General features: G+C 67.9%; 20 protein-coding genes. 6 read left to right on the forward strand and 14 right to left on the reverse strand.

Going from position 1 to position 20,044, the window contains the following annotated elements:
• Positions 1-17: 17 nt before the first annotated feature.
• Together CFREN_RS11185 and CFREN_RS11190 are read left to right on the forward strand one after the other, a co-directional pair.
• Positions 18-632, forward strand: a complete 615-nt coding sequence (locus CFREN_RS11185; protein ID WP_209651960.1) for a hypothetical protein — start codon at positions 18-20, stop codon at positions 630-632.
• Complete coding sequence (locus tag CFREN_RS11190; RefSeq protein ID WP_224370492.1) at positions 629-1,333, forward strand: hypothetical protein; 705 nt, start codon at positions 629-631, stop codon at positions 1,331-1,333. Before CFREN_RS11185 ends, CFREN_RS11190 begins: the two co-directional genes overlap by 4 nt.
• A 287-nt stretch (positions 1,334-1,620) precedes the next feature.
• Here the strand turns inward: CFREN_RS11190 and CFREN_RS11195 are convergent, their stop codons facing one another.
• A complete protein-coding gene (locus tag CFREN_RS11195) occupies positions 1,621-2,298 on the reverse strand; it encodes a DUF3800 domain-containing protein (RefSeq protein WP_209651958.1) in 678 nt (225 codons plus the stop codon).
• 30 nt (positions 2,299-2,328) lie between these two features.
• Positions 2,329-3,636, reverse strand: coding sequence for an ISL3 family transposase (locus tag CFREN_RS11200; RefSeq protein ID WP_209651956.1), 1,308 nt, complete (start codon positions 3,634-3,636; stop codon positions 2,329-2,331).
• Positions 3,637-4,038: 402 nt separating this feature from the next.
• On the opposite strand from CFREN_RS11200, the gene CFREN_RS11205 reads away from it, so the two are divergent.
• Positions 4,039-4,887, forward strand: a complete 849-nt coding sequence (locus CFREN_RS11205) for an EamA family transporter (protein WP_246580139.1) — start codon at positions 4,039-4,041, stop codon at positions 4,885-4,887.
• A gap of 91 nt (positions 4,888-4,978) precedes the next feature.
• Here CFREN_RS11205 and CFREN_RS11210 read toward each other — a convergent pair whose 3' ends face one another.
• The 5 genes from CFREN_RS11210 to CFREN_RS11230 are packed head-to-tail and all read right to left on the reverse strand — an operon-like array spanning position 4,979 to position 9,166.
• Positions 4,979-6,085: a winged helix DNA-binding domain-containing protein gene (locus CFREN_RS11210; protein ID WP_209651954.1), complete on the reverse strand. Its 1,107-nt coding sequence runs from the start codon at positions 6,083-6,085 to the stop codon at positions 4,979-4,981.
• Between the two features lie 14 nt (positions 6,086-6,099).
• Entirely contained in the window at positions 6,100-6,717 is a 618-nt protein-coding gene (locus CFREN_RS11215) for an RBBP9/YdeN family alpha/beta hydrolase (protein WP_209651952.1), read from the reverse strand.
• A 54-nt stretch (positions 6,718-6,771) separates the two neighbouring features.
• Entirely contained in the window at positions 6,772-7,608 is an 837-nt protein-coding gene (locus CFREN_RS11220; RefSeq protein WP_209651950.1) for a MerR family transcriptional regulator, read from the reverse strand.
• A 9-nt stretch (positions 7,609-7,617) separates the two neighbouring features.
• A complete protein-coding gene (locus tag CFREN_RS11225) occupies positions 7,618-7,875 on the reverse strand; it encodes a HypC/HybG/HupF family hydrogenase formation chaperone (RefSeq protein WP_035120564.1) in 258 nt (85 codons plus the stop codon).
• A 1-nt stretch (position 7,876) separates the two neighbouring features.
• Positions 7,877-9,166: a reducing hydrogenase subunit alpha gene (locus CFREN_RS11230; RefSeq protein WP_209651948.1), complete on the reverse strand. Its 1,290-nt coding sequence runs from the start codon at positions 9,164-9,166 to the stop codon at positions 7,877-7,879.
• 44 nt (positions 9,167-9,210) lie between these two features.
• Between CFREN_RS11230 and CFREN_RS11235 the strand changes: the two genes are divergently transcribed.
• Complete coding sequence (locus CFREN_RS11235) at positions 9,211-9,579, forward strand: hydrogenase maturation nickel metallochaperone HypA/HybF (RefSeq protein ID WP_070519803.1); 369 nt, start codon at positions 9,211-9,213, stop codon at positions 9,577-9,579.
• Here the strand turns inward: CFREN_RS11235 and CFREN_RS11240 are convergent.
• From CFREN_RS11240 to CFREN_RS11265, 6 genes are all read right to left on the reverse strand, one after another.
• Positions 9,576-10,250, reverse strand: a complete 675-nt coding sequence (locus CFREN_RS11240) for a hydrogenase maturation protease (RefSeq protein WP_246580140.1) — start codon at positions 10,248-10,250, stop codon at positions 9,576-9,578. The genes CFREN_RS11235 and CFREN_RS11240 overlap by 4 nt on opposite strands.
• On the reverse strand, positions 10,247-11,122 hold the full coding sequence (gene cybH / locus CFREN_RS11245) for a Ni/Fe-hydrogenase, b-type cytochrome subunit (RefSeq protein ID WP_052053999.1): 876 nt from the start codon (positions 11,120-11,122) through the stop codon (positions 10,247-10,249). The genes CFREN_RS11240 and cybH overlap by 4 nt, the downstream gene beginning before the upstream one ends.
• Positions 11,119-12,861: a nickel-dependent hydrogenase large subunit gene (locus CFREN_RS11250; RefSeq protein WP_035120558.1), complete on the reverse strand. Its 1,743-nt coding sequence runs from the start codon at positions 12,859-12,861 to the stop codon at positions 11,119-11,121. Before CFREN_RS11250 ends, cybH begins: the two co-directional genes overlap by 4 nt.
• Positions 12,862-14,085, reverse strand: a complete 1,224-nt coding sequence (locus CFREN_RS11255; protein WP_084082634.1) for a hydrogenase small subunit — start codon at positions 14,083-14,085, stop codon at positions 12,862-12,864.
• Between the two features lie 142 nt (positions 14,086-14,227).
• The gene (hypB, locus tag CFREN_RS11260; RefSeq protein ID WP_209651946.1) at positions 14,228-15,085 is read right to left on the reverse strand and encodes a hydrogenase nickel incorporation protein HypB; all 858 of its coding nucleotides are present in this window, start codon (positions 15,083-15,085) and stop codon (positions 14,228-14,230) included.
• 1 nt (position 15,086) lies between these two features.
• Positions 15,087-15,446, reverse strand: a complete 360-nt coding sequence (locus tag CFREN_RS11265; protein ID WP_035120555.1) for a hydrogenase maturation nickel metallochaperone HypA/HybF — start codon at positions 15,444-15,446, stop codon at positions 15,087-15,089.
• A 210-nt stretch (positions 15,447-15,656) separates the two neighbouring features.
• On the opposite strand from CFREN_RS11265, the gene CFREN_RS11270 reads away from it, so the two are divergent.
• Both CFREN_RS11270 and hypF read left to right on the forward strand, forming a co-directional pair.
• Positions 15,657-16,382, forward strand: a complete 726-nt coding sequence (locus CFREN_RS11270; protein ID WP_035120554.1) for a DUF3800 domain-containing protein — start codon at positions 15,657-15,659, stop codon at positions 16,380-16,382.
• Positions 16,383-16,541: 159 nt separating this feature from the next.
• Positions 16,542-18,905 (forward strand): carbamoyltransferase HypF, encoded by a 2,364-nt coding sequence (gene hypF, locus CFREN_RS11275; RefSeq protein WP_209651944.1) that lies wholly within the window; start codon positions 16,542-16,544, stop codon positions 18,903-18,905.
• Here the strand turns inward: hypF and hypE are convergent.
• Positions 18,902-20,014: a hydrogenase expression/formation protein HypE gene (hypE, locus tag CFREN_RS11280; RefSeq protein ID WP_084082631.1), complete on the reverse strand. Its 1,113-nt coding sequence runs from the start codon at positions 20,012-20,014 to the stop codon at positions 18,902-18,904. The genes hypF and hypE overlap by 4 nt on opposite strands.
• Between the last annotated feature and the right edge of the window lie 30 nt (positions 20,015-20,044).

The raw sequence follows: 20,044 nt of genomic DNA on the forward strand, positions 1-20,044 counted from the left end.
ATCCCGAAAGGAAAAAAATGACCGATACGCGTTCGGACCCCGGCAGGGTCCTCTACCTGCGCATGGGCGCCACGTCGATGGTCAATCCGCAGTCCCCCGCACTCGACGCCGTTTCCCACATCGACGCCTACGATTTCGCCGACACCGACCTTGCCGGGGTGCGCGGCATCCTCGTGTCCATGTCCGCCGACCAGCGGTTCCTGGCGACGCAGGCCACGAGGTTCGAAGAGTTCATCCACCGCGGCGGACGCGTGGCCCTGATGGGACACCCGGTGGTGAAGTTCCTCCCGAAGCAAGGCGACTTCCGCACGCTCGACTACGCGGCCCCCGCCGAACTCCACCTCTCCCCCGGAGCCCCGCACCCGGTGTGGACCGGCGTGGATTTCCTGGACGTCAGCGCACGCCGCGGAATCACCGGCTTCTACGCCAGGGGGTACACGCTCAACCACCCGCCGGGGGCGATCATCACATCGCGGATCGGCCCGGAGAAGCTTCCCGTCGACTACGTGTACGCGCACGGCCGTGGCCGCGTGCTCATCCACCCCGGCATCGAGTTAGGGGTGTTCGCCGACGACGGCAACACCGCCGCCCGAATTCAACCGCAACTGATCGATTGGCTGATGCTGCGATGAACAATCCCCTTCCCGAAGTGGTTCTCCCCGACGGGTCCGTCCTCCGCCGCTGCGATGAGGCTCCCGCCGGCGGCGGCCGCCTGGCCATCGTCCACAACGGCACGTACTTCCACCTCACGGCCATGCGCGACCCGGCGATTCTCGCCCATCAACCGACGTGGTTCTACCTGCCGGAACTTGAGCCGGGTGATCTCGACGGCTTCGAAACCGTGATTGTCGCCGACCGCATGCACCCCGGGCTCCTCCGGGCGCGTGCTGCGGAACTGCGGGCTGTCGCGGAGGCCGGCAACACGCTGGTGGTCCTGGGCATCAACGAGGTGGAGTCCTGGTTGCCGGGCCTGCGCCACTTCGATCGGCCGACGAATTTCTGGTGGTGGTCGGTCGGGGAGGATCCCGGCATCCGCATGTCGTCCGGTGACCATCCCGCATGGAAATACTTCTCGTCGAAGGCGGTCATCTGGCACCACCACGGCGCATTCGTTTCCGACGCCGCGACGACCACGTTGGTCCGCCTCGACGAACGGGACGGCAACGGCGATTGGGCCGAGGTCGGCGCGATCCTGTTGGAAGACCGGGAGTCCACGCCGGGGCGCATCATCGTCACCTCGTTGGACCCGTTCTTCCATCACGGCAGCAACTTCATGCCCGGATCGACGCGCTTCCTCTATGGGCTGCTGCGCTGGGTCGATCACCGAGAGTAGGTGATCCCGCATCCGGCACGGCCGGGGCCGCCCGGGCCCCGGCAACGCCACGCCGAGCACCGACATCGTGGCCTGGGACCGCAAGAAGCGGCGCCGGCGCTTCACGGGCGACATCCGCGACATGTAGCTCGCAGACCAGTCCACCAACGCACTGGACGTGCTTAGCGCGCTAAGCATGCGCACTGCGCTAGACATGCGGGGGCACGCATCCTACACTGGCAGCACAAAGGTTCCACCCCACTGAAAAGAGCCCCCGGGCTTTCCGGCCTGTCCGGTAGGTGGGGTGGTCATTTTTTCTCCGGCCCCTCCCAGTACTGAGTCATCCCGGATTTAAAGAGGTCGAACTGGGTCCACCGGGTCGTCTTACTTAGTTCGTCGTAGTACTGACTGTCACCATGTTCGATTTTCCTGAACCAGGACCATGAGAAGTAGTCGGCGATCTGCCCATTGAGATCCTGCTTCACGGGGTGGAACAGGATCTTGTAGCGAAAGTTTAGCTTTTGAAGTTCGGGCTTAAGCTTCTTTTTAAACGCTTCCCGCTCCTTGCCCGTCAAGACCGAGTCGAAGATGAGTACAACGCCTTCAAAATCCGACGATCGATAAACGGAATCGATCCATCTGCCCATTGAACGCGCAAACAGCCCAAAGAGCGCCGTATTGCTCTGCAGAGCCGGGTGCGTGTATCGCTTATCAATCCACATGGTATGAACCCGCAGATCAGGAATTCCGCAGATCACGTCAATGACCCGCCTTCTGGTTCCCGGACTATTGTTCGTGGCATGAAATTCCAGGTCCTCGCTTCTCGCGGCCATGAGTTCGTACTTGAGTTCCTGCATTAGAGCCGCAGAATACGCGGGACGTGGAGTACATACCGCCGTAACCAGAAAGTGACGCGTACCCTTAGACTTAAACTGCATGTCGCCGGACTCGTCCATAAAGACGAAGAGCGTTTTATCTTCCATCATGGGATCTCAGCTTAACCGGCCCTTCCGGTTTTAGAGTGCGTTGATCTTGGCCTGGAACCCTCCGGAGTGGATCAGTGACCGCAAGATGTAGTGGTTGAGGTTCCTGAACCCGAGTGCGATGCCACGCAGGTGCTCCAACCGTCCGTTGATGGCCTCGACGGGGCCATTGGAAGCGCCGGTGTCGAAGTACGCGAGGATCTCGGCCCGTCGTTTCCACATCGTCCGGCCCAACTGCCCCAGCTCCTGGACCCCGGCGGGAAGATCTTTCCGGATCCGGCACATGATTTTGTACATCCACCTCTTCCCGACCCGACGGTCAGGATGCTCATAGGCTGCGATGATGTCCTGATACGTCCAGTGCGTGACATCCACAGCCGTGTGCCGCTCATCAGCGAACACCGCGTCCAGCTTCGCTTTCTGCCTGTCGGTCAGCAGTCCCATCCGGGTTAGCAGGATCCGACGCACCCCGTACAAGGGATCCCCTGACCGGCCGCGATGCCCACAGGTGTCCTGTTGGATCCGCTGCCGGGTCATAGTCAGCTTGTCGGCGGCCAGGTGCACGACGTGGAACGGGTCCATCACCTTCCTCGCCTTCGGCAGCTGCTCGGTGGTGGCGGTGTGGTAGCCGGCGAATCCGTCCATCGCCACGACTTTCACCCGGTCGCGGAAGGACTTCTCCCGGGCGGCGAGCCAGCGGCGCAGCACCTCAGCGGATCTGCCCGGCACCATGTCCAACAGCCGGGCGGGCCCGGTGCCGTCCACGTTCGGCGTCAGGTCGACGATGACGGTGACGAAACCGGGAGTACCGTCGCCGCGGCGGTGTTTCCATTTGTGCTCGTCCACCCCCAGGACGCGGACTCCGGCCAGGTGGGTGGGATCAGCGTAGATCAGCTCCCAGGCCTGTTCGAGGGCTACCTGGTTGACCAGATCCCAGCCGATGTCCAGGGACTTCGAGATCGCGGCAACGCTCATGCGGTCAATCGCCAGGCGCTGGAGGATCCAGCGGGTGCAGCGGTCGGTGAGCTTGGCTTTCCGCTTCGCGCACACGAGTTGCTGTTGAAAGATCTTTGTCGCACAGGCGGTGTTGGTGCAGGTGAAACGGGGTAGCCGGATCCGTAACCGGGTGGGATGCCCGACGACGGGCAGGTCCACGAGTTCACGGATCCGGTGATCACGCAGCCGGCCTTTCATCCCGCAGGCCGGGCAGGAGGCATCCTGTTCCACCGGGCGGCAGGTGATCCACGTGTGGCGCTCATCGATCGCGGCGCCCGTGATGGTCAGGCCGAGTTCAACGGTCCGGATGATGGTGTCAGCAATAAGAGACGTAGAATCGGGCATAGGTCCTCGGGGCGAAAGATGGTTGTGTAGGAGCTTTCATCTTCGCACCAGGGACCCCTATATCTTGTGGTGGGTCCCGATCCTCATACTTGGTACCTCATCCCGGCTACGCACCCCAGATCCGGAAGAGCCGCTTAACCTGGATTCCACATCGAACCTCACAGCAAGATGATTGGATCAATCCGGCACGCTTGATCCGATTCCCGGCAGTCGTCGTCCCGCATCCGGCACGGCCGGGGCCGCCCGGGCCCCGGCAACGCCACGCCGACCACTAACATCGCAGCGGTGTCTAGAGAGAACAACCACACCGGAATCGCCCCGCGGATCACCGGGCGGCCGCCCCGGCGGGTTCCCCGGCAGGGGCCGTTACTGCGGAGCGTCAACCGGTTTCTGACTCTGCCGGTGGCCCCGGTCGTTCTGGTTCTCATCGGTTCCATCGGAACCCAGGCCGCGGCGGTGCTGGTGACGGACATGCTGTCCACGGTCGGTGCCCCGGGTATTTCGGGACTGCGCATGGCCGCCGCGGCCATCATCATGGTGGTGTTGTTCCGCCCGAAGCTGTCCGGGATGACGCGCGCCCGGGCGATCAACATCGTGGTCTACGGCATCGCGATGGGCATGATGAGCATGATGGTCTACGCGGCCATCGCCCGCCTCCCCCAGGGCGTCGCCGTGACCATCGACTTCCTCGGCCCCTGCGTCGTGTCCTTCCTGGGGCTGACGATGTGGCGCTCGCGGCTGTGGGCCGTCGTCGCGTTCATCGGCGTCGCCCTGATCGCGCAGCCGTCCAACGACCTGGACGTCATCGGCATCGCATACGCCGCAGTCGGCGCGATCTTCTTCGGCGCCTACACGCTCTTCGCCGCCCGGATGGGAGGCGCCGAGGGCGGATGCATGCCGGACCTGGCGCTGTCCGTGGTCGTCGCCGCGCTGATCCTCACGCCGTTTTCCGTCCCCGCCGCACCGCTTGTCGACGGTTCGATGTGGGTCACCATCATCATCTCCGGCTTCATCGGCGCCGTCGTCCCCTACGTGGTCGACACCATCGCCGCCGGCATCACGTCAGCGGCGATCGTCGGCACGCTCTTCGCGTTGGACCCGGTCATCGGCGCCCTCCTGGGGTGGACGTTTTCCGGTGACCGGCTGACGGGGTCCATGGCCGCCGGCATCGTTTTGGTGGCGGTGGCCGGTGCGGTCATCACCTGGCGCGGGGCGGGGGAATCACGGGAACCGGAAACTGCGGTGGCGTAGCCTTACTCGGCCGCAGCGGCACCGACATCGTGGGCTGGGACCGCAAGAAGCGACACCCCGCACGTCACGGGCCACGTGCGGGAGGTGTAAGTCAGCGCCCCGCGAACCTCAGGTAGTCCGATGCCGCCGGGTGGTCCTCGTCCCAAGTGTCGACGATCCGACCGGCCTTCATCGTCGCCCGGTTTACCAGGCCGTTCTTTGTCGGCCCGATCAGCGCGAACAGCTCCGGCTCCGCGTCCTTGTCCAGCACGAGCGCCCGGTCGCCGTAGCCCATCAGGTACTCGTCGAACGCGGGCAGCGCGATCGGCCCACGCGGCGGTCGGGCCTTCGGGTTCGCCGCCGCCTCCTCGGCCGCCTCGGCGAGCATCAGGTACCGCTCCCCCGCCACCGACACCTCCGCCACCGCGTCGCCCGCGATGTCCACGGCCCGCCGGATGGTGGCGTTCGCGTGCCCCGACCACCACGCGATGTCGGAGACCTGCGCCGGTCCCCGGCCACGCAAATGCTTGACGACGAGCCGACGCAGCAATTCATCGGTCTCCGCGTCGTCGGCGCCGTCGTCGGCCGCCGGCACCCACGCCTCGAACGCGGTGAAGGTGTCCGCGGTGCCGACCGGCGGGCCCTGCACCAGGACGCGTTCCTCGCACAGAAAACGCAGCATGTGGGAACCGCGGCTCGACGACGAATCGATGCCGACCGTCGCCCACAGCTCGCGCACTCCGTCCCTGGTCAACGCGACCGCGGCACCTCTCGGGCCGACGAAGGGGACGGCCTTCTCGGCGACGTGTTCGGGCAGTCGTCCGGGGTCGGCGGTGGCCTCGACCAGGGCGGCACCGGCGCGGAGCACGTCGTCGAGCGTGAGCCCCAGGGCCGCTCGACGCTTCTCCACGCCCGAACGCGCCCGGTGGGAACACAGGCCCGTCAGCCAGGAGACGTCTTCGGCGGCCATGACGTGGTGCGTGCCACGCATGGGCCACGTGCGGATAAGCGCGCCGGATTCCAGCGCGGCCTGCACGTCCGAATACTTCGCGCCCTTCGTGCGGATGCCCACCGCCCACCGCGCCGCCTTCGCGTTCTGAGCCTGCATGGCCAGCATGTGCCGCACGGCGGACACAGCATCGGCGGCGCGATCCTTCGCGGTGAGCAGCTGCGCCCGGCAACGGGCGGCGCGGGCTGCGGTGGGAGTGAGCTCGAGCATCAGGGCTGCTCCGGCTACGTCGACAGGATCCGCAGCGCGGCGTCGCGAACCTCGGGCACCTCGGTCACCCCGTCGGAGTACAGGAAGTGCTTCGCACCGGGGACGACAGTTGGTTCGACGCCGAGCCTCTTCGCCATCGCCGCAGTGTCGGCGTTGGGCACGACGTGGTCGCCGTCGGACATGACCACTTCCACGTCACCGAGCCTCGGCAGCAGCGCCTCGGTGCCCACGCCGTCGCCGATGTAGTCGTCGAGCTCCGGCAGCGCGGCCACCCGCGCATCGAAACCGGCGACGAACACCAGGCCGCGCGGACGCTGCTCCGGGTGCCGCTCCAGATGCGACAGCACGGTGATGCAGCCGAGGGAGTGGGCGACCACCACGGCCCCGTCCAACGTGCCGGCCTGCTCGGCCAGCGCCGCCGCCCACGCCCCCGGGTCCGGCCGCGTCGGATCGGGCAGCGCCACGCGGGTGACGGGGAAACCCGCCCCGACCAGTTCGGAGGCCAGCCACGGGTACCAGTGCTTGGCGGGGTAGCCGTTGTATCCGTGGACGATGACCACGCGCGGGCGGCCGGAGTCGGCGTCGACCCCGTCCGGAAGGTCCGTGACGGGGTCGTGGTGCTTTTCGCTCATGCCCGCGAGGGTAGGCGATCCGCGGCGGAGCCGGGCGGAATCGGCCCGCAGGGGTCAATCCCAGGAGGCGGTCTCCGGGTCGACGCCGTGGGCGCGGGCATCGGCCTCGATGGCCGCGACCAGCCACTTCGTCGGCTCCACTCCGCCGTAAGCCTCGTGGAACCGCTCGTCGACCAGGTACATCCGGGCCAGGATCACCTGGCGGCCGTGGCCGCATTCGTAATGCTTCTCCACGCCCGCGCGGTGCATGGCGGACACCTCCCGGCCGAGCTCCGAATCGGGGTCGACGTCGTCGCCGATGGCCTGCGCCAGCTTCGCCACCAGCGCTTCCTGGTCGGCGTACATCTGCGCCCACTCCTCCTCGGTGCGGTTCGCGTTCGCCTGCTGCGACTGCTCCCACGCCTCGGTGTCGCCCCAGCGGGCCTCGGCCTCGTCGGCGAAGTCCTGGCGCCACCCGCCGCCGAACTTCTCGGCCGCGGCGCGGGCGTCCATCGTGGTGTTCTTTCCGTCGTTCATGCTCATCTCCTCCAGCATCTCGTCGACTGCGCCGATGATCCGGCGCAGATGCGAGGCGCGATCGACCAGCAGCCGACGCTGGCGCTCCAGGTGTTCCCGGGCGTCGCCGTCACCGTCGACCAGGCCGCGGACCTCCGCCAGCGGCAGTCCGATCTCCCGGTACACCAGGATCCGCTGCGCGCGTTCCAGGTCGGCGTCGACGTAGAGCCGGTGGCCGCCGAGCGTCCGCCACGACGGCACCAGCAGGTCGATCGACTCCCAGTGCCGCAGCGTCCGCACGGTGATCCCGAGCAGCTCGGCTGCCTCGCCGATGGTCAGCTCGGTGCCGTCGCCGTCGCAGGTGCCGTCGGTGGTCGGAATCGCTTCGTCTCGCATGAACCGGACTCAATCACCTGACGCGACGTCAGGTTCAACCCCGGGCGCCAAACCCAGCTCCCCGATCGCGGTCAGCGCCGCCTGCGCCGCGTCGTCGTCGATGACGTCCATGGCGAATCCGTTCTGGATGAGCACCCAATCGCCGACCTGCGCCTCGGGCACGTACGCCAAGCAGCATTGGCGGGCGGTGCCGCCGAAGTCGAGGTCGGCCATCGGCATGAGCCCGTCGTGGATGGCCAGGATCTTCCCCGGAACCCCGATGCACATGTCAGCGTCCGCCTTCCTTTTGCTCCGCGTCTTCCACGGTAACGCCCATGCCGCCTTCGGGTGCCGACGTGCACGGCAGGCACGGGTCGGCGGCCCTGATCGCGGCCTCGGCCCATGCTTCGCGGTCGGCGTCCCCGTCGCCGGCCGCCGCCAGCGAGGCGCGCAGCATTCCGGCCAGCCACCCTTCGTTTTGGGCGGTGGGCGTCAGGATGCGGCAGCCGGTCACCGTCCCTGCCTCATCCACCTCGTATTCGTGCGCGAGCAGTCCGCGCGGGCCGTCGACGACGCCGATTCCGGTTCCCCGCTTCATGCTTGACGACGCCCCCTCCCCCGCGTTCACCGTGCTCCCGCCCGTGCCGTCGGAGGGCGCGACGGCCAGGGATCCGACCAGACGAGCCAAGGCGGCGACGGAGTCGACGAGGCCGAGCACCTGCGCCTCGAACGGGTCGTCGGTGGCGCCGGTGTCCCCGGCAATCGCCCGGAACCGCGCCCGAGCCAGCGGCCCCACCCGGTACGGCCACCGACGCACGCCGCCGTCGATGGTCTCGAGTTCGATGACCGGCCGCGGGTCGGGGGCGCCGGGGCGGCTCTCCGTCACGTGCGACGCCCATTGCGCCGCGGTCATCGTTTCCTCCACGCCGTCGCCGACGAGCCCGACGTGGCCGCCCAGCGGATCGAGCTCGCCGCTGGCATCGACCACCGCGACATCCAGGCCGTCGAACCGCGCCGTCGCCGCCGCCCGAGCGCCCGCGGCCGGCAGGCCGAGAAGGAGGGACGCCAGATCGTCGTCAAGCACGGGAAGCCCTGCCGCAAGTTCGGCCAGCGCCTCCGCATCGACGGGAACGCGCACGCCGCCGGGGACCGCGACGTCGGGGAAATGGCCCGGCGCGCCCGCCGCCTTCATGGCCAACTTGCCCAGGCGGCGCAGGCGCACGGCGAGGTCGCGGTCGCGGCCGATGAAACGGGAGGACAGGGAATCGAGGACGCTGCCGTGATGCAACAGCAACCGCTGCTCCCGCACGTGGCGCGGCAGATTCTCCGGCGCGATGCCCGCCAACGACTCCAACGCCGCCACCCCCGCCAAATGATGGGCGACGGGACAGATGCCGCAGAGCATCTTCACCAGATCCGGCACCCCCGCGACGTCCTTGCCCACCAGCATCGGATCCAGGCGCGGCAGGCCCGACAGATCGAAACGGGCATCGGCGACCGTCCCATCGGCGGCGCGGACGACCACGACCCTCGCCTCGAACGGATCGACCAGCTGATCCAGGTGAATGGTCTCGCTCATGACACCAACGCTTTCACATTCGAACGACGTGCCACACTTGGGGCATGCATGAATTGGGGCTTTTGACTGGCGTGGTCGAGGTCATCGTCGACGCCGCCGACGGCCGACGCGTGCGGCGCGTCGCCCTCGACGTGGGCACCCGCTCCGGCGTCATCGAAGACGCCCTGCACGCCGCCTGGCCACTGGCCACCGGCGGCACCGTCTGCGCCGGGGCCGACCTGGAAATCGACATCATCCCCGCCACCGTGTGGTGCCCGGCCTGCGCGGCCGAACACGAAATCGACGAATTCTTCGCCCTCGCCTGCCCCGCCTGCGGCGCCCCCACCGCCGACCTGCGGCACGGGCGGGAATTCGCGATCCGGGAAGTCGACGTGGACGTGGGCGCGGACACCGGCACGGGCACAGGCACCTAATCCGCCGCCCACCGCGCCAACACGTCCTCCGCCGCGGCGACCGCCGCCGGCACGCCCGCGGCGACCTCCGGGGTCAGGCGCACCTCCAGCTCGGCGCTGGCGCACACCACGCCGACGACGCCGACGAGCTCCGGCTCCCGGCCCAGCAGCCGCGCCGTGGCCAGCAGATCCAGCAGCCCCACCTGGTGCGGCGACAACTTCGAATTGAGCAGACGCGGCACCTGGTCGCCCTCCAGCACCACCACGTCGCCGGGGTCCCCCGGGCCGGTCAGCCCATCGAGGACCAGCAACTTGCGCGCCTCGCCGACCACGCCCACCAATTCCAGGCCGGACGTGCCCCCTTCGACGAACGCGACGTCGCCGATGCGCCCGTCGGGACCGGCGGCGATGTCCGTGGCCGTGGCCGTCGCCGTCGTCACGTGCGACGGCGTCGACGGCGTCGACGACGCACTGGTCAACGGAACGAGGGCGTCCACGTCGACGGAGTGGGCGCCGTCGGCGTCGCGGACGTCGCCGGTGTGGTCGGCATCATCGCCGCGCCCCGCGAACCGGGCCTTGAGCAAACGGAGGATCTCCAGCCCGGCGGCGTCGTCGCCCATGACGGCGTTGCCGACGCCCAGGACCGTGATCGCCGGGCCCGCAGGGTCCGCCGGGTCCGCCGGGCCCGTCACTTCGCCGTCCACCGGTTCGCCCGCGCCCACCGGAAACGACGGGCCTTCTCCTCCTTGTGCTCCGGCGGACCGACGCGATCGCCGTCGACCGGCTTGGCGTCGCGGTGCAACCACATGCCGCCGTTGATCATCGAGGAGATGCCGCCGTGCTTCTCCACGACGTCGGACCGCACGGCCAGGTACACGTGAATGACCACGAACACCCAGATGAGGAACATCAACACCGTGTGGATCAGCCGGACGACCGGAATGCCGACCCAATGGATCGGGTACGACAGCACCATGAGGAACCAATTCGACTGGTCGTACAGCCCGAACAGCGCCAGGCCCGTGATCACCTGCAGCAGGCACATCGCGTAGATGCCCGTGTAGGACAACTGCTGCAGCGGATTGTGGGCGATGTACAGCGGCGCTTCCTTCTTCAGGAACGCGTAGTACAACGTCACGTCCCACAGGCCCTTGACGTCCTTCATCGAATGGACCGGCGACAGTGCCCTCCACCGCGACTGTTTGCCGCGCGCGAAGAACAGCATGAACAACCGCGCCAACGCCACGCCACACCACAGGAAACCCGCGGTGATGTGGATGAAGCGGATGATGCCCATCAAATACCCGGTGTCCCCCGACGCCGCGGACGTCGCCGCGTCCGGGCCGAAGAACGGGTCCATGATGTACCAGCCGGTCGCCGACATCACCACGATGAGCAGCACCGACGCCCAATGCTGGAACCGCAGGCTCGCCGACCACAGGTCGACGCGGACGTACTCCTCGCCGTCGATGATCCGCCGCGGAGCACCGGGCTCGCGCAACGAATCCGCCGACATCTCCTGGGCTTCCATGCCCCGATCCGGGGTCTTGTCCGGGGCGGTCATGACGTCACCGTCTTGAAGATCTCCGTCCCCTCCGGGTCCAGCACGTGGACCGCGCAGGACATGCAGGGGTCGAAGGAGTGGATGGTGCGGATGGGCTCCAGCGGCTGCTCCGGATCGACCAGCGGATGGCCGCCGGCCAGCGACTCCTCGTAGGGGCCGAGGTTGCCCTCCGGGTCCCGGCCGCCGGCCAGCCACGTGGTGGGCACGACCGCCTGGTAGTTGCTGACCTTCCCGTCCTTGATGGACGTGAAATGGCTGAGCATGCCGCGCGCGACCTCCGTGAAGGCCATGCCCGAGCATTCGTCCGGCCAACTCGACGGCTCCCACTTGGAGGCGTCGAACACGTCGATGTCGCCGTTGCGGATGCCCTCGACGAACTGCGGCATGACCACCTCGGACATGTACTCCGCGGCGGTGACCGCCTCGACGGCGCGGGCGTACGTGCGTCCGGCCGTGGAATTGAGCTGCCCGACCTCGATGCCCAGCGTCCGGCGGGCCTCGTCGACAAGCTCCCTGGTGCGGGGCTCGCCCTGCACGTACGCGTTGAGCACGCGGGCGACGGGGCCGACCTGGATGACGCGACCGTCGTAGCGCGGCGCCTTCGACCACGTGTACTTGTCGTCGTCGCCCAACCATTCGTACGGCGGCGTCGGGCCGGTGTAGTCCACGGTCGTTTCGCCGACCAGCGGGTGCAGACCCTTGTCGTCGCCGTCCTCGTAGGTGAACCACGCCGAGGACACGAACTCCTCGATCTTCTGCGGATCAAACGGCGCCACCTTCGAGTAATCGCCGTCGAGGATCACGCCGGGCTTGACCTCCGGGTGCGTCGTCTCGACCCGCGACGTCGCCGGGTCACCCGCATACGTCGCGCCGGCCATGCCGACCGCCAGGAAATTCGGGGCGGCGGCTCCGATGTCGAAGTAGTCCTTGTACGCGCCCATGATCGCCACCGCGTCCGGGTAGTAGCAGTCGCGCACGAACTCGACCATCTCGGCGACCCACGTCTCGACCTGGTCCAGGTGGACCTGGTTGACCGTCTCCGACTTGTCCGGGTCAATCGAGCAGGCCATGCCGCCGACCAGGAAATTCGGGTGCGGGTTCTTGCCGCCGAAGACCGTGTTGATGCGGATGATCGACCGCTGGAACTCCAGGGCGTCGAGGTAATGGGACACCGCCATCAGGTTCGCCTCGGGAGGAAGACGGTAGTCGGGGTGGTCCCAGTAGCCGCCGGTGAAGATCGACAGCTGGCCGGACTCGATGACCTGATTCAGGGTCTCCTTGACCTTGGCGAACTTGTCGTAGGTGTTGCCCCGCCACGTCGATCCGATGGACCGGGCGAACTCCAGGGCCTTGTCGACGTCGGCCTCCGCGGCGGAGACGACGTTGACCCAGTCCAGGGCGTGCAGGTGATAGAAGTGCACCGTATGGTCGTGGATCTCCTGCGACCCCAGGACCAGATCGCGGATGCGGCGGGCCTGCGGCGGCGGGTTCGAACCGATGGCGTCTTCCACCGCGACGACGGAGGCGACCGAATGCACGCCGGTGCACACGCCGCAGATGCGGCCGACGAACGCCCACACGTCGCGGGGGTCACGGCCCCGGCAGATCTCCTCGATGCCGCGGAACATGGTCGTCTCGCTCCACGCGTCGGAAATCTTGCCGTTTTCGTGCTCCAGCTCGATGCGCAGGTGCCCCTCGATGCGGGTCAGCGGATCGATGACGAGTCTTTCCGTGGCCATTTACCTGTCCTTCCCCGTCTCTCCACCGGAGATGTTGTCCTCGGCGTCGACGCCGCGGCCGGCGGCACCGGCGTCCGGGCCATCGCCGAACGTGGCGATCACCTTTTCGTCACCCGACTTCTGCCGGATGCCGATCTGCTTGATGGTCGTGATTCCCCCGTGCACCGCCACGCCGGCGGCGGCGACGCCGACTGCGCCGAGCCCCAGCTTCGCGGCCGTCGACTCCACGCCGAAGCCGGTGACGTTCGGCAGCTCCTCGTAGAACGGGGTGAACTTGTCGAAGAAATCCTTCTCCGTGCAACCGATGCACGGATGGCCCTGGCCGATCGGCCACCCCGACTTCAGGTTCCACTGGATGATCGGGCACGGGCTGAACGTCGACGGGCCCTTGCACCCGACCTCGTACAGGCACCAACCGTTGCGGGCGGCCTCGTCGTCGAAGGTGCGGACGAACTGACCGGCGTCGAAATGCGGGCGACGCGGGCAGGAGTCGTGAATGCGCTGGTCGTAGGCGAACAGCGGGCGCCCCTCGGCGTCGACCTTCGGGGCCTCGCCGTGGGTGAGGATGTACGTGATCGTCGCGGTGATCACCTCGCCGATCGGCGGGCACCCGGCGACGTTGATGACCGGCTTGTCCTTGATCAGCTCGTCCACGCCGACCGCACCGGTCGGATTCGGCTTCGCCGCCTGCACCGACCCCCACACCGCGCACGCGCCGACCGCCAAAATCGCCGTGGCGTTCTCCGCGGCCTCCATGAGCACCTGCTCGGCCGTCTTGCCGCCGATGGTGCAGTAGATGCCGCCGTCCTTCATCGGCACCGAACCGTTGACCACCAGGATGTGCGGCTCCTTGTTGGCCTCGTCCAGCGCCTCCTCCGCGGCATGACCCGACGGGGCCATCAGCAGCTCGTTGTACGGCATGGACAACCGGTTGAGCACCAGGTCCTCCACCGTCGCCCCGCCCGAACGCAGCACCGACTCCATGCAGCCGGTGCACTCCTGCAACTGGAGCCACACCACATTGGGCTTCTTCACCGCCCCCAGCTTCTCCGCGATCTCCTCCGCGGCCGGCGTCAGCTCCTGCGCCCCGGCCATGGCGGGCGTCCCCGCCGCAAAGATCGCGGCGAGCCCGCCGCAGAATTTCATGAAGTCCCGGCGCGATACGCCCGACCTCTCCAGATTCTCGGCGAGCGTCTCACCCCGCCAGCCATCGCCGATGTTCACTTCCGTGTCCTCCCAATCCCCGATGAATCCGAGGACCGGCACCACGATCGGCGGTGCGCACCCCCGTCATCGTCATATGTCGCGGGCGATGTCGCCGCCCGCAGGTTCGTCGTAAAGCTCCGTGAATCCGACGCCGCCCGAATCATCGGTCCCGACTCCCCTCGAGCAGCCACTCCAGCCACGCGTCGAGGCCCTCGCCCGTCTTGGCCGACACCTCGAACACCTTCGCATCCGGATTGACCTTCCGCAGATTCGCCAGGAACAGATCCATGTCGAAATCCAGGTACGGCAGCAAATCGATCTTGTTGACCGCCACCGCCTCCACCGCCCGGAACATCACCGGGTACTTCAGGGGCTTGTCCTCACCCTCCGTGACGGAGTAGACCATCATCTTCCGGTGCTCGCCGACCTCGAACTCCGCCGGGCACACCAAGTTGCCCACGTTTTCGATGAACACCAGATCCAGCTCCGCCAGATCCAGGCCCTTCAACGCGGCGGAAATCATCGGCGCATCCAGGTGGCACTCGCCGCCGAAACCCTGGCCCGTGTTGAGCAGCGAAATCTGCGCCCCGAGGCCCTCGAGCCGCTGCGCATCCAGCGGGGTCTCGATGTCGCCCTCGATGACGCCGACCCGAACCTTGCCCCGCAACTTCTCCAGCGCATGCCGCAGCAGAGCGGTCTTTCCGGAGCCGGGAGAACTCATCACGTTGACGGCCGTGACGTCGTTGTCGTCGAAAAGCGCCCTGTTCTCCGCGGCGCGGACGTCGTTTTCCGTGAAGATGTCCTCGAGGATCAGCACCCGCTCACGGCCGGTGTCGTACCCGGTGTGATCGCCGTGCTCCGCGCTGTTCGCGTCGACGTGGTTCAGATCGTGGGCATGCGCATGTCCGTGATCGTGCGCATGTCCGTGGTCGTGATGGTGATGGTGGTGATCGTGCGGATGATCGCCGTGCTCATGCGAATGCACCGTGCCGTCGTCGTGCCTGTGGAAGCGGCCCATGTCACGCTCTTTCCCGAGTCTGTCCGGATCGTGGCTCAAGTTCTATGTCCAGCACCCGAAACTCTTCGCCGCCCACGACTTTCGCCGGCTGCCCGCAGGTGCGGCAGTCGAACCCCCACGACTCGGGCATCTCCGCGACGTGGCCGGCGGGGCATTCCAGCACCACCGGTTTCCAATCGACGTCGAGACGGGACGCCCCGAGGTTGGTGTCCTTGACCACGAACCTCCAGGCATGGGCCAGAGTGTCGGGCACCACCTGACGCAGCGCGCCGATTTCCAGCCGGACGACCAGGACTTTTCGGTTGTCTGCGGCCTTGGAGACGATGCGCGCAAGCTGCATGCTCAAGGCCACTTCGTGCATATGTCCCACCTTAGACCCGTATATGAATTACGTGTAGCCCAGCGAAGCCCCGCGACCGGCGACCTGCGGAAACGGCGGCGTTAGTTTGAGCACATCGACGAAAGCGATGGGGAACACCTGTCCAGCCGATTCGGGCGGGCGTTCGCACGGTCACAGGCCTGGCACTACTCGGCGACCGACTTCATCCGCGGGGCGGGATACCCTCGCCCCATGCTGCACGCATTCGTCGACGAGTCGGAATCCGACGCCGACTATTTCTTTCTGTCGGCTCTCATCGTCAAAGAAGACGAGCTCGAGCCGTTGAACCGGGCATTGGACGACTTGATGGTGCAGTACAGCACGTCGACGCCCATTCCGGCAGCAGCGGAGCTGCACGGGCACGACATGATGCAGCAGAAGTGCGATTGGAAAGGCCTGCCGGTCCGGTTATGCGCCGCCGTCTACCTCAAAGCCATGACGATCATCGACGAGCACGCGACAGCGCTCTACGTCGAATGCATTGACCGAGTCGCACAATCGGAACGCTACGCGCGGCCATTCAACCACCGGACGATCAGCATCGGTTTCATCCTGGAGCGGATCAACGAGTTCGCCGAAAAACACGATGAAACCGTGACGGTCTACCTCGATGACCATTACACGGCGGAGGAAGGACGCAAGGAATTCGTCAACTACAAAGCGAACGGGACGTTCGGCTTTCGAAGCTCGAAACTCGCGAGGATCGACTCACTAGACTTCTACGACTCGCGCGCCCACCGCGGGCTCCAGGCCGCCGACCTGTGCACGTACATCGCGAACAGGATTCTCACCCAGAAGGCGGCCGCCCCGAAGGTGGTGAAGCTCCAAAACCAGCTGTGGGGGCGAGTGTCCACCATCCGTGACCGGGGTCGGTATCGGGTCTGGCCCACGCGCACGAAACCCCGCTACCAGGGGTAACGGGGTTCGGCAATGCGGAGTCGTTCACACGAACGATCTCTACGCCTCTGATCCTACAAGCCGTTGAGTCTTTTGATCAACGGTCGACGCCTGGTCAATCGTCGCAAACCGCGCCAACTGCACCGATGAGGTGCCGGCACCCACGGTTAAGCTCGCATCATGACCGAAATCCGGCGCGAACATCTGCTGCGCGGGGTGATCCAGGGCGTGGGGTTCCGCCCGCACGTCGCCGCCGTCGCCGCCCGGCATCGCGTCTCCGGGTTCTGCGGCAACGACGACCGCGAGGTGTTCATCGAGGTCCAGGGCGAGTCGGCGGAGGTCGACGCCTTCATCACGCAGGTGCTTGACGACGCCCCGCCGCTGGCCCGCGTCCTGTCGCACGTGGTGCGCGATCTGCCCGTCCGGAATGGCGAATCCGGTTTCCGCATTCTCCCGTCGCGGCGGGCCGATGGCGCCCGCACGCTGCTGCCGCCGGACGTGGCGACGTGCCCGGAGTGCCTGGCGGAGATGCGCGATCCGGACAACCGGCGTTTCGGTTACCCCTTCATCACCTGCGTCAACTGCGGGCCACGGCTGACCATCATCGAGGACGTCCCCTACGACCGTCCGAACACCACGATGCGGCAGTTCCCCATGTGCCCGGCGTGCACCGCCGAGTACGCGGACCCGGGCAACCGGCGTCATCACGCGCAGCCGATCAGCTGCTTCGACTGCGGTCCGCGGCTGTGGTTGGAGGAGGGCGGCCGGGCCACCGCCCCGGAGCGTTCCCCCGCGTTCATGCGCGCGACGATCGACCGCGCCCGGCGGTTGCTCGACGACGGCGCCATCCTGGCGGTGAAGGGCATCGGCGGTTTCCACCTGATGTGCGACGCCGCGAACGAGGACGCCGTCGCCGAGCTGCGCCGCCGCAAGCACCGTCCGGCCAAGCCCTTCGCGGTGATGGTCCCCGACGTCGACGCCGCCCGGGCTCTGGCCGACGTCGGCGACCCCGAGTTGTCGCTGCTGGCCTCGCCGGCCCGCCCGATCGTCATCGCGCCGCTTCTCCCCGACGCCCGCCTCGCCCCGTCGGTCGCCCCCGGGTTGGGCGACGTCGGCGTGATGTTGCCGTATTCGCCGCTGCACGAATTGCTCGTCGGCAAGCCCCTGGTGGCCACGTCCGGCAACCCGCCCGGCGAGGCCCTGTGCCACGACAACGCGTCGGCGCAGGCGCGGTTGGGCCACATCGCGGACGCGTTCGTGCTGCACGATCGCGGCATCCACGTGCCGGTGGAGGATTCCGTTTTCCTCGGCGTCCGTCCCGTCCGGCGGTCGCGCGGCATCGCGCCGCTGCCGCTTCCCATGCCGGCCCCGCCTGACGACGGCGACTCCCCCGCCCACGTCCTCGCAGTCGGCGGTGAACTGAAGAACACGTTCGCCGTGGTCGACGACGGGATGGCGCACGTGTCGCCGCACATCGGGGACATGCGCTCGGCCGTGACGCAGGCGTCCTATGGGCGGGCCGTCGAGCGGATGCTGCGGATGCGGCGCGTGGAACCCGACGTCGTCGTCCACGACCTGCACCCCGACTACGCGACGACCGCCTGGGCGGAGCGGTACGCGGACGAGCGCGAGGACGAGGGTGCGCGGGTGCGGTTGCTCGCCGTCCAACACCACTACGCCCACGCGCTGTCGTTGCTGGCCGAACACGGCATCGCAGAGGGACCGGCGGTCGTCGCCACCCTCGACGGCACGGGGTACGGCACCGACGGGACGATCTGGGGCGGCGAAATTCTGACGCTCGGCATCGGCGATGGGGGCGACCTGCGCGACTGGGAGCGGACGTGGCACGTGCCCGCCTTCGACTTCGCCGGCGGCGACCGATCGATCGAGCGGCCGTGGCGGACGGTGGCGTGCATCGCCCATTCATGGGGCCTGGATCTGCCGCTCGACGACCATGACGGCCCGGAGCTCACCCTGCTCCGGTCGCAGCTGGCCGCGGGCGTCGGCGTGGTGACGTCCACGTCGCTGGGCCGCATATTCGACGCCGCCGCCGTCCTCGCCGGCTGCGGGGACACCTGGCCCGACGGGGCCGTCACCCACGAAGCCCAGGCCCCCATGGAATTCGAGCAGCTGGCCCGCACCGCCGTGGGCCACGTCGACGCGGAATCCGCGGCCGGTTCGGCGACCACGATTCCGGAGCTGCTCATCGAGCTTGCCGGGGCCCGCTCATCGGCTCCGGCGGGGCGGGCAGTGCGGGCGATGCGGGCGCTGCGGTTCCACGTCGGCCTGGCGCGGATCATCGGCGAGCAGCTGTCCATCGCCGCCGACGCCGCGGGCACGGACGTCGTCGGCGTCACCGGCGGCTGCGCCCTGAACCGACTGTTGATGACGGCCCTGCGCGACGACCTCGCCGCCCGGGGACTGTCGCTGCTCGAGCACCGCGTGATCCCCGCCAACGACGGCGGACTCGGCGTCGGTCAGGCGATGGCCGGGTGGCTGGCGACGCGGGACCGTCGCGCCGCAGGGCCGGGCGTCGGAAACTAGCAGATCCGCGGCAACGGATCGCCGACGAGCATGTCCACCATGCGGGTGCCGCCGAAACCGGTGACCAGCACCACCGATGCGGCGGGTTCGGCGACGACGCGGCCGATGACGCGGGCCTCCGGGGCACCGGCCCCGTGCAGCGCCGCGATGGCCGCCTCGGCGGAGGCATCCGGGACGACGGCGGTGAACGTGCCTTCGTTGGCCACGTACAGGGGGTCGATGCCGAGCATGTCGCACGCGGCGCGGGTCATGTCGCGCACGGCGATCGCCGAGTCGTCGAGGACGATGCCTTTGCCGGAACCGCGGGCGAGTTCGTTCATGACCGTGGCCACGCCGCCGCGGGTGGCGTCGCGGAGGAAACGGACGTCCGGCACGGCGGCGAACAGGGCCTCCACCAGATCGTTGACGGCGCGGGTGTCGGACTGGATCGGCGCGTCGATGGCCAGGTCGCCGCGGGCCATCATCACCGACATGCCGTGATCGGCGATGGGGCCCGACACGATGATCCGGTCGCCTTCCCCGATTTCGCCGTATCCGGTGCGCCGACCGGCGGGCACCACGCCCACGCCCGCGGTGGTGACGTACATCTTGTCGCACGCCCCGCGGGGCACGACCTTCGTGTCCCCGGCGACGATGTCCACCCCGGCCCGCCGGGCCGCACGCGCCATCGATTCGACGATGCGCCGCAGCACATCGATGGGCAGGCCCTCCTCCAGCACGAACGCCGCCGTGATCGCCTTCGGCGCCGCGCCGGCCATCGCCAGGTCGTTGACCGTGCCGTTGACGGCCAGCTCCCCGATGTCGCCGCCGGGGAACTCGATGGGGTTGACCACGTACGAGTCGGTGGACATGGCCAGGGACCCGCCGGCCGCGGCCTCCCCCAGCACCCCGGCCAGGGGCAGCACCGCGGAGTCGCCGCCGTCGGGCAGGACGTCTCCGCCGAAGATCTCCCAGAAGACGTTTTCCACCAGCGCCGCCGACGCCTTGCCACCGGCTCCGTGGGCGAGCGTCACGTGGTCGTCGCGAAGCCTGTGCTTGCGCGCCCGCACGCGGTCGATGTTGGCGTTGACCCGGCCCTCGTCGTCGTTGAGGCGGTTTTTGGGATCCACTGCTGCTCCTTCGTCGGGCGGGTTGTCGTC

This window comes from Corynebacterium freneyi (assembly GCF_030408835.1).
Lineage (GTDB): Bacteria > Actinomycetota > Actinomycetes > Mycobacteriales > Mycobacteriaceae > Corynebacterium > Corynebacterium freneyi.